Raw genomic sequence first — 16,496 nt, forward strand, 5'->3', positions numbered from 1 at the left:
AAACATGAGCTATCAAGCCGACGCCTGGGTCATCCGCGAGGGTGGCACCGATGAGCCACGGCGCGCCCGACTGACGCGCACGCGCGTCACCGTCGACGCCATCCAGGAAGACGAGGTCCTCGCGGCGCCGCTCTACGGCTGCTGGGAGGGAAACAACGAGCACGCACTCGAACGAAAGCCCATCGACATCTGCAAGGTCCGCCAGGAGCAGGAGATCGTGCTCGGCAACGCGGGCGTCGTCCGGGTGCTCGAGACAGGCAGGGGTGTCACCCAGGTCCAGGGCGGCCAGCTCGCGATGATGTTCCCGAGCGGGGAGACGGATGCCTACGGCTACACCGTGAAGGCCCTGGGCTACGAGGCCCCGCGACAGATGGGCTGCATGGCCATGCTGATGAAGCTCAAGGGCCGGCAGGTCATTCCCATTCCGGAGAACACACGGCACTCGCTGGCGCAGTGGGCGGCGTTCAGCGTCCGCTATGTCACCGCGTGGGCGAACTGGCGCGTCGCTTCGGCGGTCTTCCGAACCCAGATGACGGAGCAGGAGTGCCCGTCGCCGCATGTCTGGGGTTGGGGCGGAGGAACGACGCTCGCGGAGCTGGCGCTCGCCAGACTCCAGGGCTGCCGCGTCGTCATGCTGTCCGGCGCGCACCGGCACCTGGATGAGATTCGAGGAGCGGGCCTGGAGGTCATCGACCGGCGCGCCTTCAGCGGCTTGAGCTACGAGCCGGAGCGCTGGGATTCCGACCCGGATTACCGCGCCCGCTATCAGGCCGCGGAGGCCGGGTTCCTCGCGGAGGTCTCTCGTCGCACCGACGGAGAGATGGTCCACCTGTTCCTCGACTACATCGGCACGCCCGTCTACCGGGCCACCATCAAGGCCCTGGCCCGACAGGGTGTGATTGCCACCGCCGGCTGGAAGGAAGGCATGTCCATCTCCCTCTTGCGCGCCCGCGAGTGCATCACCCGGCATCAGCACGTCCACACCCACTACGCGCGCTATCAGGAGGGCGTGGACGCGGTGGCCTTCGGAGAGGCCCACGGCTGGATGCCCGACGTCGGCCCGCGCATCCACACCTTCGACGAGCTGCCCGAGCTGGCGGAGGCGTACCGCGCCGGTCACACCAACTACTTCCCCTGCTTCACCATCAACGAGGAGGGGAAGACTTGAGTCGGGACAGCGGGGTGACGGCACTGCTCACGCGCCTCTTCGACCTGGGGATTCGTCTCTGGGTGGAGGGCGGAAGGCTCGCGGTGGATGCACCGGAAGGCGCGCTCACCGCCGACCTGCGCGCGGAACTCTCCGCACGCAAGGCGGAGCTCATCGCGCTGCTCGACGACAGCATGGGGGATGCACGCGCGGCGGAGCTGCCCGCGCTCATCTGCCGCCCCGAGGAACGGAACGAGCCCTTCCCGCTCACCGACATCCAGCAGGCCTACTGGGTCGGCCGTGGCGGCGACTTCGAGCTGGGCGCGGCCATCCACGTCTACGTCGAGATAGACAGCGAGACGCTGGACCCCGCGCGCTTCGGTGAAGCGTGGCGACGCCTCATCCAACGCCACGAGATGCTCCGCGCCGTCGCCCTGCCCGACGGGACGCAGCGCATCCTCCGCGACGTCCCCGACTACGAAGTGGCCGTCGAGGACTACCGCGCGCTGTCCCCGGAGGAACGTCAGCGCCGCCTGGACGCCCACCGAGAGCGGCTGGCGCAGCAAATCCTGCCGCTCGACACCTGGCCCCTGTTCGAGATTCGCGCGGTGCGGCTGGAGGAGGGCCACCGGCTCTACTTCAGCATCGACTGCACCTTCGTCGACTCGTGGAGCGTACAGGTCCTCTTCCGGGAGCTCATCCAACTCTATGCCGACCCGGACGCGACGCTGGACCCGCGCGAGCATGGCCAGTCGTTCCGCGACTACGTCCTGGCCACCCGCGCCCTCCAGGAGACGGAGCTCTACCGTCGCTCGGTGGATTACTGGCGCGGAAGGATTGCCACCCTGCCCCCCGCGCCCGACCTGCCCAGGGTCCAGCAGGTGGGTGCGCCCCGTCATCCGCACTTCGTGCGCCGTGAAGCCCGCATCGAGCGAGCACGTTGGGAGCGCCTGGTGGAGCGCGCACGCGAGCTTCAGCTCACGCCCACGGGGCTGCTGCTCGCCTGCTACGCGGAGGTCATCGCCCACTTCAGCAAGAGCCCGCACTTCACGCTCAACGTGCCGCTCTACAACCGACTTCCCCTGCACGAGGACGTGGGGAAGATGGTGGGGACCTTCTCCTCGTTCCTGCTCGTCGAGGTGGACCACCGCGCGGGCGGCACCTTCCAGCAGCGGGCCCGAGCGCTCCAGGAGCAGCTCTTCAGGGACTTGGAGCACCGCTACATCGGCGGGGTGGAGATCCTCCGCCAGATGTTCCGCGAGCGCGGGAAGATCAGCGGCGCGTTGATGCCCGTGGTGCTCACCAGCTTCGCCAGCGGCGTCGAGGGCTGGGACTCCTGCTGGGTGGACCACCTGGGCCGCGCCTTCGGCCGTGTCGTCCACTCCGTCACGCAGACGCCGCAGGTGTGGATTGACCACCAGCTCGTCTTCCAGGACGGCGGCGTGTTCTACAACTGGGACGCCGCGGATGAGCTGTTCGCTCCGGGCCTCCTCGACGCGATGTTCGCGTCCTACCAGCGGCTCATCGACCGGCTCGTGGACGAGCCCGACGTCGTCCACGAAAAGCCCCTTCGCCTGTCCACGCCCCAGGTCGCGGCCGGACCACGGCGTGACGGCGAACGCTCCGAACGCCTGTTGCACTCGCGCTTCGTGGAGCAGGCCACCGCACAACCCGACCGGCCCGCGGTCATCGCCCCCGGGCGCACACTGAGCTACGGCGAGCTGCTGCAGAGGAGCACCGCGCTCGCCCACGCGCTCACCCAGGCGGGCGCGCGGAAGAACCACCCCGTGGCCGTGGTGATGGAGAAGGGCTGGGAGCAGGTGGTGGCCGCCCTCGCCTGCTCCATCGCCGGCGCGCCCTATCTCCCCATCGACGCGGGTGTTCCCGGGGAGCGACTGAAGCAACTCCTCGAGGACAGCACCTGTGAGCACCTCGTCACCCAGCCATGGCTGGAGCCGCGCCTCGAATGGCCCTCCACCCCACGACGCTTCACGGTGGAGCCCCTGGAGCCGACCTCCGGCCTTGCGTTGCCAGAGGCTCCGGTTCAGGGCGCGGATGACCTCGCGGTTATCATCTACACGTCCGGCTCCACGGGCCGCCCCGGTGGAGTGATGCTCGCGCACCGAGGGCTCGTGCATGCGCTCGATGAGACGCTGCGCGAGTTCTCCATCGGTCCAGAGGACCGGGTCCTGGCGCTGACGGCCCTGCACCACGACATGTCGATGTTCGACGTGTTCGGGATGCTGTCGGCGGGCGGCGCCATCGTCTTCTGCGAGGCCACGGCGCGGAAGGAGCCCGCGCGCTGGGCAGAGCTTCTGCGCACCGAGCGCATCACCGTCTGGAACTCCGTCCCTGGAATGATGGAGATGCTCCTGGCGCACGCCAGCGGGCGTCCCGAGCCGCTCGCTCCCGCGCTGCGCCTCGCCTTCATGGGCGGCGATTGGATTCCCCTGGGCCTGCCCGAGCGACTCCGCGCGCTCGTGCCGGGTGTGCAACCCGTCAGCGTGGGTGGGCCCACCGAGACGAGCCTCTGGAACATCTGGTTCCCCATCGGGAAGGTCGACCCCGACTGGAAGAGCATCCCCTACGGCCGGCCCATCGCGGACACTCGCTACCACGTCATGGACGAGACGCTCAGGGAGCGTCCCCTGTGGGTCCCCGGAGAGCTGTGCTGCTCGGGCGTCGGCGTGGCCCAGGGCTACTGGCGCAACGAGGCCCGCACGAGAGAGCGGTTCGTCACCCACCCCGTGACGGGCGAGCGCCTGTACCGCACGGGCGACCTGGGACGCCTGCTGCCAGACGGCACCGTCGAGATTCTGGGCCGCGTGGACTTCCAGCTCTCCATCCTCGGCCATCGCGTCGAGCCCGGTGAAATCGAGGCCGCGCTCCGACTCCACCCGGAAGTCTCCGCCGCTGTCGTCGTGGCGGATGGAGACCGCCACGCGCCTCGCCTCCTCGCCTACGTGGTGCGGCGCGCAGGGGCCATGCTGTCTCAGGAGCCGTTGCGACGCTTCCTCGGGGAGCGCCTCGCGGACCACATGGTCCCCTCCATCGTGGTGTTCCTGGAGCAGCTCCCACTCGGCCCCACGGGCAAGGTGGACCGCGCCGCACTGCCCAGGCCGGAGGCCCTGCGAGTCCTCACCGAATCGCGTATCGATGACGGAGCGCCCGCGCACGAAGCCGAGGCCGCACTGGCCGCCATCGTCCGCGACGTCCTTCAACTCCCAGAGGTGGAGCGGAGGAAGAACTTCTTCGAGCTGGGCGCCAACTCCGTCCACCTGGTCCGCATCAACGCCCGCATCCGACAGGAGCTGGGCGCCGACATCCCCACCGTGGAGCTGTTCCAGAACGCGAACCTCGCCGCGCTGGCCGCGCACCTGGGACGGGTGCGACGCGGAGACTCCGGCGCCCCCTCCGAGCGGGTGACCCAGGCCCGCGCGGACACCCTCGAGCGAAGCCCCATCGCCATCATCGGCATGAGCGCACGGCTCCCGGGCGCGCCTGATGTGGAGGCGTACTGGAAGAACCTCGTCGAGGGCGTCGAGTCGGTGCGCTTCTTCACGGACGAGGAGTTGCGGGCGCAGGGCCTTGCCCGGGAGATGATTGGCAATCCGCACTACGTGAAGGCGGGCGCCGTCCTCGACGACATCGCCGGCTTCGACGCGGACTTCTTCGGGCTCACCGCTCGCGAGGCGCTGCTCACCGACCCGCAGCAACGGCTGTTCCTCGAATGCGTGTGGGAGTCACTGGAGCGCGCGGGCTACCGCCCTGACGCGACAGGGAAGAAGGTCGGCGTCTTCGCCGGCAAGAGCCTGAGCAATTACATCTATCCCGAGCTCGACCTCACCCAGCCCCTGCCCTACTTCCAGCGGCTGTTCGGCAACGACAAGGACTTCGTCGCCACACAGGTCTCCTACAAGCTCAACCTCACGGGCCCCAGCATCACGCTGCAGACGGCCTGCTCGACGTCGCTCGTCGCGGTGACGCTCGCCTGCCAGTCCCTGTGGAACCGTGACTGCGAGATGGCCCTCGCGGGCGGCGTCTCCATCAAGGTGCCCCACCACCTGGGATATCTCGCGGAGCCCGGCTCGGGGATGTTCTCCCCTGACGGCCACTGCCGCCCCTTCGACTCCCAGGCGCAAGGCATCCTCCCCGCGAGTGGCGCGGGGGTCGTGGTGCTCAAGCGGCTCGACGAGGCGCTCGCCGACGGTGACGCCATCCACGCCGTCATCCTCGGCGCGGCGGTGAACAACGACGGCGGAGACAAGGTCGGCTTCTCCGCGCCGAATCGCGACGGACAGGCGGAGGTGATTGCTCGCGCCCAGGCGATGGCGGGCATCCCTCCGGAGACGGTCGGCTACATCGAGGCGCACGGCACGGGGACGCCGCTCGGAGACCCGATGGAGATCGCCGCGCTCACCCAGGCCTTCCGGCTGGGAACTCCGGCGAAGGGCTTCTGCGTGGTGGGCTCGGCCAAGTCCAACTTCGGCCACCTGGACACCGCGGCGGGTGTGGCGGGGCTCATCAAGGCCGCGCTGACCGTGGAGCGAGGGCTCATCCCGCCCACCCTCCACTTCGAGCGCCCGAATCCCGCCATCGGCTTCGAGCAGACCCCGTTCTACGTCAACGCGCGGCTCCAGCCGTGGCCGGAGGGTCCGCATCCGCGTCGCGCGGGTGTGAGTTCATTCGGCGTGGGCGGGACGAACGCGCACGTCGTGCTTGAAGCAGCGCCCAGGCGTGACACCTCGCCGTCCCGACGCCCCGTCCATGTGCTGCCGCTTTCAGCGCGCAGTCCTCGCGCACTCGAAGCCCTGGGCAGACGCTTCGAGAGCTTCCTCGCGAGCGCCTCGGACTCCGAGCTCGCGGATATCTGCTACACGGCGGGCCTGGTCCGGTCGCACTTCTCCCATCGACTGGCCGTCGTGGGACGCACCGCCGAGGAGCTGCGGGAGCGACTGCGAGCGAGCCTCGATGGGGCCCTGGCACCGGGTGTGTCCCGAGGTCAGGCCCAGGCCGAGCAACCCCCTCGCGTCGCGTTCCTCTTCACCGGCCACGGAGCGCAGTACGAGGGCATGGGGCGAGCGCTCCATGACGCGAGTCCCGTGTTCCGCGAGGCCCTGGAGCGAGTGGCGGCGCTGCTTCGCACGGAACTCGAAACACCTCTGCTCGCGGTGCTGTACGGGAGCGAGTCCCACCGACTCACGGAGCTGGCCTACGCCCAGCCCGCCATCTTCGCGGTGGAGTACGCGCTGACGGAGCTGTGGCGCTCGTGGGGCATCGAGCCTGACGCCGTCCTGGGACACAGCCTGGGCGAGTACGTCGCCGCGATGAACGCGGGTGTCTTCTCGCTGGAAGATGCCGTGCGACTGGTCTCAGCGCGCGGACGGCTCATGGAGCAGCTCGCGCTGGAGGGCGAGACCATCGTCGTCCTCGCGGATGAGGCTCGCGTCCGCGAAGCCCTGACGAAGCATGGTGGACGCGCGTCCATCGGCTCTATCAACGCGCCCCAGAACGTGGTCGTTTCCGGTGAAGGACCCGCCGTGCGGCAGCTCACGGACGAGCTGGTGGCGCAGGGCATCGAGGTCAAGAAGCTGGAGGCCTCGCGTGCGGCCCACTCGCACCTGATGGACCCCATGCTGCCGGCCTTCGAGAAGGTCGCGCGGACGGTCACCTACCGTTCGCCCACGCGGGCCCTCATCTCGAACCTGACGGGCCGGCTCGCGGGAGCAGAGGTCGCGACGCCCGAGTACTGGGTGCGGCACCTGCGTGAGCCCGTGCAACTCGCGGAGGGGATGCGGACCCTGGCCGAACAGGGGACGCAGGTGTTCCTGGAGATCGGCCCGAAGCCGACCCTGGTCTGGATGGGGCGCGAGTGTCTGCCCGTGGCCCAGGCACAGTGGTTGTCGAGCCTGCGCAAGGGACATGAAGACTGGCACCAGTTGCTGGAGTGCCTGGCGGCGCTCTACACGCACGGCGCACCGGTGAGCTGGCGCGGCTACGAGCAGGCGGAGGCACGCCGACGCGTGGCGCTTCCCACGTACCCGTTCGAGCGACAGCGGTTCTGGTCCGACGAGGCCGGTCCCCGCAGCACCGCGCGCCGCGACGACACCCGGACCACACATCCGCTGCTCGGAGCACGCGTGGCGGCGGCGACCCTGCAGCCGGGAGAGCTGTTGTTCGAGTCGCGAGTCGGTGCCACCTCGCCCTCCTATCTGGGCGACCACCGCGCGCTCGGAACGGCCCTGCTACCCGGCACGGCGTATCTGGAGCTGGCCCTCGCGGCCGGCGCGGTCGCCCTTCCGAATCAAGCCCTCGTCGTCGAGGACCTGGCGCTCGAACAGGCCCTCATCCTGCCGGAGCAAGGTGAAGTCACCCTCCAGACCGTGGTGCGAACCACGAGCGAGCAGGTGCTCTCCATCGAGGTCTTCCGACGCGAGGAGACCCATGAGGGAGAGTCGCGGTGGATACGCCATGCCTCCGGCAAGGTCCGGCCGACAGGCGCCGAGACCCTGGTGCCGACACGGCTCGAAGCCTCACTCCTTCAGCCTTCCGGCCTCGGGACGCAGCCTGGAGAAGCGCACTACACGCGGGCCCGAAAGCTCGGGGCGGAGTTCGGAGAGTCGTTCCGAGGCCTCGTCGAGCTGTGGAGTGACGACGCCGGAGCCTGCGCACGCATCGAAGTCCCGGAGCAACTGCGCGACGAGCCCAAGCCCCATCACGTCCATCCCGCCGTGCTCGATGCATGCCTCCAGCTCATCGGCGCGGTGGGCCCGGAGCTGAAGGAAGGCGAATGGATGCTGCCCGCGAGCTTCGGCCGGGTGCGCGTCCACCGAGCGTCACTGCCCAACAGGCTGGTGAGTCGTGTCATCCCCCGCTCGCCACTCCTGACGGACGTCTTCGTCTACGACGAGACAGGCGACGAAGTGCTCCGCGTCGAGGGCTTCGAGCTCAAGCGCGTCCGAGGAGAGGCCTTCCTCCAAGGCGCACGGCCGGGGCTCGAGGACGCGCTCTATGAGCCCGCCTGGCGCGAGCAACCTCGTCCCGTCGGCGAGGTCACCCATCGCCCCTCGACATGGCTCCTCATCGCGGACGAACAGGGTGTCGCCGAAGCCCTTCGTGCACGCGTGGAAGAGGATGGACGAGACGCCTGCGTCATCGCCCGCGCCGGCCCACACTACGAGCGACAGGAAGCCCATCGCTTCCAGCTCGACCCCACGAACCCAGAGCACTTGACGAGGTTGCTGGCGGAGCTGGCTCACGAAGAGCGACCGTTGCGTCAGGTCATCCACCTGGGCTCGCTCGACGCGCCGCCCGATCAGGCACTCCAAACGGAGACACTGGGTGAGGACCTTCACCGGACCTGTGGCGGCGTGCTCCATCTCGTCCAGGCGTTGGTCGCGCGGAACGAACCTCCTCCGGCCCTCCAGCTCGTCACGCGAGGAGTCCAGGAAGGCAACCCTGGCACTGGCTCGCTGCTGTGGGGACTGGGGCAGGTCATCGCCCTGGAGCATCCGGAGCTTGGCTGTCGGCGGGTAGACCTCGCGCCCTCAACAGGGCCCGAGGCGAGCCGCGAACTCCTCGCGGAGCTTCGCTGTGAGAGCCAGGAGGCGCAGGTCCGGCTCGAAGGTGGGTCACGACAGGTCGCACGGCTGCGCGTCGCGGAGGCATCTCGCGCGGAGGGCGCTCTGCGTCCCGATGCCACCTACCTCATCACCGGAGGCTTCGGGCGCCTGGGTCGTCTCGTCGCGCAGTCGATGGTCGACCGGGGCGCGCGCTCCCTGGCCCTCCTGGGCAGACACGTGCCCTCCGATGATGACGCGGGAATCGCCGCGCTCCGGTCCGCGGGCGCGCGCATCCTCTGCCTCGAAGCGGATGTGAGCCGTTCGGAGAGCGTGAGCGCGGCGCTCGACGAGGTGCGCCACTTGCTTCCGCCACTTCGAGGCGTCGTACATGCGGCGGGCGCCGTCCACGATGGGCCTCTGCGGACACAGTCGTGGGAGTCCTTCGCCCAGGTCCTTGCTCCCAAGGTCCAGGGAGCCTGGAACCTCCACACCGCGACCCGGGGACACGCGCTCGACTTCTTCGTCCTGTTCTCCTCCGTGTCCTCCCTGCTCGGGAATGCGGGACAGGCGAACTACGCCGCGGCGAATGCCTTCCTGGATGGCCTCGCGCGACACCGCCGCTCGCTCGGATTGCCGGGTCTGAGCATCGCCTGGGGCCCGTGGTCCGGAGAGGGCACGGCCGCGAGCGACGTCTTCGCGGAGCGTCTGCGCAGACAGGGACTCGGCCTGCTCTCACCCATGCACGGCCTCACCGCGCTGCACCGACTGTGGGCCCACGCTCGTCCCAACATCGCCGTCGTGCCCATCGACTGGAAGCAAATCAGCGGCACTGCGTCCTCCACGTTCCTCATGGAGCTTGTCAGCCGAGGTGACTCCCTCCGGAAGAGCGGCGCCGCGCAGCAAGGCTTCCGCCAGCGAATCGAGGCCGCGCCAGCGTCGGAGCAACAACCGCTCCTGCGCGCCCACGTGCGTGAGCAGGTGGCCGCGGTCCTGGGCCTGACTCCGTCCGCCGTCGGCGTCGACCGGGGATTGTTCGACCTCGGCCTGGACTCGCTCGGCTCGTTGGAGATTCGCAACCGCCTCCAGGCCTCGCTGCCCTGCACGCTGCCATCCGTCGTGGTTTTCAAACACCCGAGCGTCGACCAACTCTCCACGTATCTCGCCACCGAAGTACTGCGACTCGCCTCGGCGACACCCCGCTCACAGGAGGCAGCCGGCGAGGAGTTGCCGCTCGACGAAGTGGTCCGCCGGTTGGAGCGAAAGCTCGAGGACATGGGCTAGATGAGCACATCAATTCCCAGTGGCGGTCAGGAAGCCCTCCTGCGGCGCGCACTGCGCAAGCTGGAGGAAACGGAGTCCAAGCTCCGCACCCTGGAGCGAGGCCAGCGCGAGCCCATTGCCATCATCGGAATGAGCTGCCGCTTCCCCGGAGGGGCCACGAGTCCCGAAGCCTTTCGTGAGCTGCTGGCCTCGGGGCGCGACGCCGTGCGCGACGTGCCCGTCGAGCGCTGGGATGCGGAAGCGCTCCATGACCCGGATCCGGATGCGCAAGGTGCCCTGACCGCGCGCAAGGGCTGCTTCATCGACCAGCCAGACCATTTCGACGCGGCCTTCTTCGGCATCAGCCCACGCGAGGCCGCGCGGATGGACCCGCAGCAACGGCTGCTGCTCGAAGTGAGCTGGGAGGCGCTGGAGCGAGCAGGTGTGGCACCGGACTCGCTGATGGGAAGCGCGACCGGGGTGATGGTGGGCGTCGCCAGTCACGACTACTTCGAGATGTCCACGAGCGCGCCGGAGTCCATCGACGCCTACACGGGCTCGGGCACGGCGCTGAGCGTGGCGGCGGGGCGACTCTCGTATGTCCTTGGCTTGCGAGGGCCCGCGCTCTCGGTGGACACAGCCTGCTCGTCGTCCCTGGTCGCGGTCCACCTCGCCTGTCAGTCACTGCGCTTGGGCGAGTGCAACCTGGCGCTCGCGGGCGGCGTGAGTCTGATGCTCGCACCCATCCTCGCGATGATTGAGTCGCGCACGCGCATGCTCGCGCCGGACGGGCGCTGCAAGACGTTCGACGCGGCTGCGGATGGAGTGGTGCGGGGAGAGGGCTGCGGAGTGGTCGTGCTCGAGCGACTGTCCGACGCTCAGCGAGCAGGCCATCGAATCCTCGCGGTCATCCGAGGCTCGGCGGTCAACCAGGACGGTCGCAGCGCGGGACTCACCGTGCCGAACGGCTCCGCGCAGGAGGCGGTCATCCGCCGGGCCCTGGAGCAGGCCGACCTCGCACCGAAGCAGGTCGGCTTCGTCGAGGCACATGGCACGGGCACCTCGCTCGGAGACCCCATCGAGGTGGAGGCCCTGGGCGCCGTGCTGTCGACGGGGCGCGCGCCAGAAGCCCCTCTGTTGATTGGCTCCGTGAAGCCCAACATCGGGCATCTGGAGGCAGCGGCCGGCATCGCGGGCTTGATGAAGCTGGTGCTCGCGCTTGAGGACGGCACCCTCCCGCCCCACCTCCACTTCACCACGCCCAACCCGCGCATTGCCTGGGACTCCCTCGGGGTGCGCGTCGTGACGGAGCCGACTCCCTGGCCGCTCATCGATGGCCGGCGCATCGGTGGAGTCAGCTCCTTCGGCTTCTCGGGAACGAACGCCCACGTCATCGTGGAACAGGCCCCCGCCCGAGATGAACAGTTCACCGCTCCCGAGCGCCCCTGGACGCTCCTGACGCTGTCTGGCGCCTCACCGGAGGCCCTTGAAGCTCAGGTCGAGCAGTATCACCGACACCTCGCTCGGCATCCTGAGCTGCCGCTCGCCCAGGTGGCCGCCACCGCGAACAGCGGACGCACCCACTTCCGTCACCGTGCCGCGTTCATCGCCCGGAACACCGGGGAGTTCACGAGCCAGCTCCAGCACAGGGAGTCCGTCATCCGAGGAGTCGTCCCGGACGAGCCTCCGCGCATCGCCTTCCTCTTCAGCGGCCAAGGCGCCCAGTACGCGGGAATGGGCAAGGAGTTGTTCGCCTCCGAGCCGCGCTTCCGCGAGGCGCTGGAGCGCTGTGACGCCGTCCTCGCGTCGCGCATGGAGCGCTCCCTCCTCTCGGTGCTCTTCGACGAGGACGCGGGGTCCGCGCCGCTGTCCCGAACCGCCTACGCGCAGCCCGCGCTCTTCGCGCTCCAGTACGCGCTGGTCGAGCTGTGGAAGTCCTTCGGCATCGAGCCCGCGGCGGTCATGGGTCACAGCGTCGGTGAGCTCGCCGCGGCGTGTGCCGCCGGAGTCTTCTCGCTGGAGGACGGGCTGACGCTCGTCGCAGAGCGAGGCCGGATCATGCAGTCCCTCATGGACGAGGGGCATATGGCCGCCATCTTCGCGGAAGGCACCGGGTCCCGGCTCCTCGACGTGTCTCAGGCGTTCCACTCCCCGCTGATGGAGCCGATGCTGCAGGGCCTCGGAGCCGTCGCCGCGAGGCTTCGGACGACGGACCCTCGGGTCACCTTCATCTCCAGCGTGACGGGCCGGGCCATGGGCTCGGAGGTCACTCGACCTGACCACTGGGTCGGGCACGTGCGCAGCCCGGTGCGCTTCGCGGACGGAATGCGCGCGCTTCGTGCCACCGGCTGCGAGGTCTTCCTGGAGGTGGGCCCGGGGTCGGCGCTGCTCGACCTGGCGAAGAGCAACCTGCCAAACGACGGGGGCCTGTACCTGCCCAGCCTGCTGAAAGGCTCGTCCGATTCACGCGGACTCATGGAGACACTGGCGCGGCTTCATGTGCGCGGCGCGCCCGTGCGGTGGGCGGGGCTCGAAGCCCGTGGAGCCCGGAGCCGAATCACCCTGCCGACGTACCCCTTCGAGCGCCGCCGCTACTGGCTCAAGGAGGAGACCTTCCAGTTCCGGTCCGGCCGCACGCCAGCCTCCAGCGCGGCAACGACGACGCATCCCCTGTTGGGACATCGGCTGCACTCACCCGTGCAGGGTCCTGAGGACGCCCACTTCGAGGCACACCTGGGACCTGCCTCGCCACCACTGCTGGGACAGCATCGCGTCTTCGGGCGCGCGGTGGTCCCCGCCACGGCCTTCATCGAGCTGGCGCTCGCGGCCGGACAGAGGACTCTTGGCGAGGGAGCCCTGCGCGTGGAGGCGCTGGAGCTCTCCCAGCCGCTCTTGCTTCCCGAAGAGGGCACCATCGTGGTGCACACCGTGCTCGCGCCCGAAGGTCCGGGGCGTCGTGGGGTGCGCATCTTCAGCCGAGCCGAGGGTGCGTGGCGCATCCACGTCACGTGCAAGGTTCGTCGCGAGGACACGCGCCGCCCCGAGGCCACTGTCGTCGTTCCTCCCGCGCGAGAAGCCCTGCTCTCCGTCGAGTCCCATTACCAGCGGACCCGCGAGCATGGCCTGGCGCTCGGCCCACTCTTCCGTTCCATCCAGTCGCTCTGGCGCACCGAGCGCGGAGGGGGTGCGCATGTCGTCCTTCCGAATCGAGCGGGGAACTACGTCCTGCACCCTGCCCTGCTGGATGCCTGTCTCCAGGCGCTGAGTGTCGGTTTCGGTGACGCAGTGGAGGGCGAGGCGTGGCTGCCCGTGGGCCTGGAGCGACTGACGGTCCACGAGGCACCCCGCGAAGCCGCCTTCTGCGAGACGCAAGAGCGCCCCTCTCTCGGAAAGGGTCGCCTCCAGGTCGACGCGTGCCTCCGCGCGGAAGACGGCCGGGTGCTCGTCGTCGTCGAGGGCCTGGAGCTGCGCCTCGCACGGCGCGAGGCCTTCCTGGGAGGACAGCCCGCCTCCGACTGGCTCTACACAGTCGACTGGCCTCTTGCGCCCCAGGTCGACGCCGAAGCCGACTTCATCCCCGCGCCGCGCATCCTCGGTGACGCCGTGCGCGAGGGCTTGGGCTCCATCATCCCCGAGGACGACGTCACGCGGTACACGGCGGTCCTTGGGCGCCTCGAAGCCGCGAGCCTCGGCTACATCCTCGCCGCGTTCCACCGGCTGGGAGCGGGCTTCGGGCCCGGCCAGCGCTTCAGCACCCGCGAGCTGGCGGAGCGGCTCCGGGTCGCCCCGCCCCATCAGCGACTGCTCGGGCGACTGCTCGCCATTCTCTCCGAGGAAGGCATCCTGGAGCGCACCAACGAGGGCTGGCATGTCCTCCAGGAGCTCCCGCACGCACGAGCGGAGCAACTGCCCATCTCCGAGGAGGACTCGTCTTCCACACGGGCCCAGCTCGCGATGCTGGAGCGCTGCGGAATGGAGCTCGCGGCCGTGCTTCGTGGAGAGCGCGACGCGCTCGAGCTGCTCTTCCCCGATGGCAATCCAGACGCGGTGGCGGAACTCTACCGAGGCACTCCGGTCATCCGAATGATGAACACCGTCGCGCAGCAGGTCGTCACGCGCGCGCTCGCGGGCGCACCACCCGAGCGTCGGCTGCGCATCCTGGAGGTCGGCGCGGGGACAGGTGAAACCACGGCCTGGGTACTGCCGCGACTTCCCGCCGAGCGGAGCGACTACCTCTTCACGGATGTCTCCGCGTTCTTCACGGAGCGGGCAGCGGAGCGCTTCACGGACTTTCCCTTCGTCCGTTACGAGGTGCTGGACGTCGAGCGGACTCCGGTCGGCAACAAGCGCTTCGACCTGGTGCTCGCATCGAACGTGGTGCACGCGACGCGGGATGCGCGACGAACCCTGCGCAACCTTCGCGAGCTGTTGGCACCGGGAGGCACACTTGTCCTGCTGGAAGGGACCGTCGCGCTGCGCTGGGTGGACCTCACCTTCGGGCTCACGGACGGCTGGTGGCGCTTCGAGGACACCGCCCTGCGCACCGACTGCCCGCTTCTGCCACCAGCACGTTGGTGTGAAGTGCTCGATGAAGAAGGCTTCGCTCACGCGGACATCGCATCTCCGAGCGACACTCTTCCGCCCCTCCTGGGACAGCAGGCCGTCATCGTCGCGCAGACGCCTCGAACTCCGAAGGAGACTCGCGCGGCCGGAGCATGGCTCATCCTCGCGGACCGAGGGGGCGTGGGTCAGGCGCTGGCCCATCAGCTCCAGGCCCAGGGAGGCGAGTGCTTCCTCGTTCACGAGACGGGGTCCGACATCGACCCTCGTTCCGCCGCCTCCCTTGCCCTGTTCCAAGCCAAGGTCGCCAACGTTCGGGGCGTCATCCACCTGTGGTCGCTGGATGGAACGTCCGCCGCCCACCTGTCCACGCAACAACTGCGCGAAGCCTCGAAGGCAGGCTGCGGCAGCGTCTTGCAGTGCGTCCAGGCGCTCACGCAGGGAACGCAGTCACCGCCTCCACCCCTGACGCTCATCACGAGAGGAGCCCAGCCCGCGGGCGGCGCGGTGCCAGGGGTGGCGCAGTCGACGCTCTGGGGGCTGGCCCGCGTGATTGCCCGTGAGCATCCGGAGCTGCGCTGCCGCATCATCGACCTGGAAGACACGCCGACGACCTCCGAGCCCGAGGCGTTGCTCGACGCGGTGCTGGACCCGAGCGACGAGCAGGAGTTCGCGCTGAGAGGCGCGGAGCGCAGGGTGGCCCGCCTCGTGCGCGCCGGCCAGCTCGCGCCAACGCACACCGTCTCCATCCGCCCCGATGCCACGTACCTCATCACGGGTGGGCTCGGTGGACTGGGTCTGCTGACGGCACGCTGGCTCGTTGAGCGGGGAGCACGCCACCTCGCGCTCCTCTCGCGCAGGCCGCCGGGACCCGAAGCCCGGACGGCGATGGCGGAGCTCACGGCGCGAGGAGCCACCGTGCTGGCCCTGCCGTGCGACGTCTCGCGCGAAGAGTCGCTCACACAGGCACTGGCCGAGCTGGAGCGGCGCCTTCCGCCGCTGCGAGGCGTCTTCCACTCCGCGGGTGTGCTGGAGGATGGCGTCCTCTCGGGACTGAGCTGGGAGCGCTTCGCCACGGTGCTCGCGCCGAAGGTCGACGGAGCCTGGAACCTCCATGTGCTCACCCGGACAAAGCCCCTCGACCTCTTCGTCATCTACGGCTCGGCGACGTCGCTGCTGGGAGCCTGGGGACAGGCGAACCACACGGCCGCCAACACCTTCCTCGATGCCTTGGCCCACCATCGCCAGGCCCTCGGACTGCCTTGCACCTGCATCGCCTGGGGCGCGTGGGAGGGAGTCGGCGCCGCGAACCGCGCGGAGGCGGGCACGCGCATGGGCGAGCTGGGCATGAGCACCATCAGCCCCGAGCGAGGCCTGGAGCTGCTCGAACGCATCCTCGCGTCCGGGGCCGCGCAGCTGGGTGTCATGCCCATCGTCTGGTCGGAGTTCGCACGGAAGGTCGGCGCCAGTCCCTATCTGTCGCGACTGCTCGCCGAGACGAAGGCGGAGCCGGAGCAGCCAGCGCGAGAGGGCCTGCTGGCACGCCTCCAGGTCGCCTCCGTGCACGAGCGACGGGTGCTGCTGGACGAGCACGTCCGGAGCCAGCTCGCGCGCGTGCTGGGGATGAGCAGCCTGGACGCCGTCGATGGAGACCACCGCCTGTTCGACCTGGGCATGGACTCGCTCACGGCGGTCGAGCTGAAAAACCGGCTGTCCACGAGCCTCGAGCGCCCGCTGCGCTCGACGCTCGTCTTCGACTTCCCACGCATCGACGCGCTGGTGGAGCACCTGGGACGCGACGTGCTGGGAGTGCTCCCACCACCCGAGCCCGTGGCGACTCCGCACCTCCCGCCCTCCTCGTCCCCACCTCCCATTCCGCACGCCCAGGAGATTCAGGGCATGTCGGACCAGGAGCTGGAGGCGCTCATCACCCATGAGTTCCAACTCGTTTCCCGTTGAGGCAGACC

At 69.4% G+C, this 16,496-nt stretch carries 3 protein-coding genes; all 3 read left to right on the top strand.

Annotation, left to right across the window (positions count from 1 at the left end):
- Positions 1–4: 4 nt before the first annotated feature.
- The 3 genes from HUA78_RS00185 to HUA78_RS00195 are packed head-to-tail and all read left to right on the top strand — an operon-like array spanning position 5 to position 16,488.
- Entirely contained in the window at positions 5–1,168 is a 1,164-nt protein-coding gene (locus HUA78_RS00185) for a zinc-binding alcohol dehydrogenase family protein (protein WP_174475420.1), read from the top strand.
- Positions 1,165–9,990, top strand: a complete 8,826-nt coding sequence (locus HUA78_RS00190; RefSeq protein ID WP_174475421.1) for a non-ribosomal peptide synthetase/type I polyketide synthase — start codon at positions 1,165–1,167, stop codon at positions 9,988–9,990. The genes HUA78_RS00185 and HUA78_RS00190 overlap by 4 nt, the downstream gene beginning before the upstream one ends.
- A complete protein-coding gene (locus HUA78_RS00195; protein ID WP_174475422.1) occupies positions 9,991–16,488 on the top strand; it encodes a type I polyketide synthase in 6,498 nt (2,165 codons plus the stop codon).
- The last annotated feature ends 8 nt before the right edge of the window (positions 16,489–16,496 follow it).

It is taken from the genome of Myxococcus sp. CA033, from assembly GCF_013336625.1.
In the GTDB taxonomy this organism is placed as follows: Bacteria; Myxococcota; Myxococcia; order Myxococcales; family Myxococcaceae; genus Myxococcus; species Myxococcus llanfairpwllgwyngyllgogerychwyrndrobwllllantysiliogogogochensis.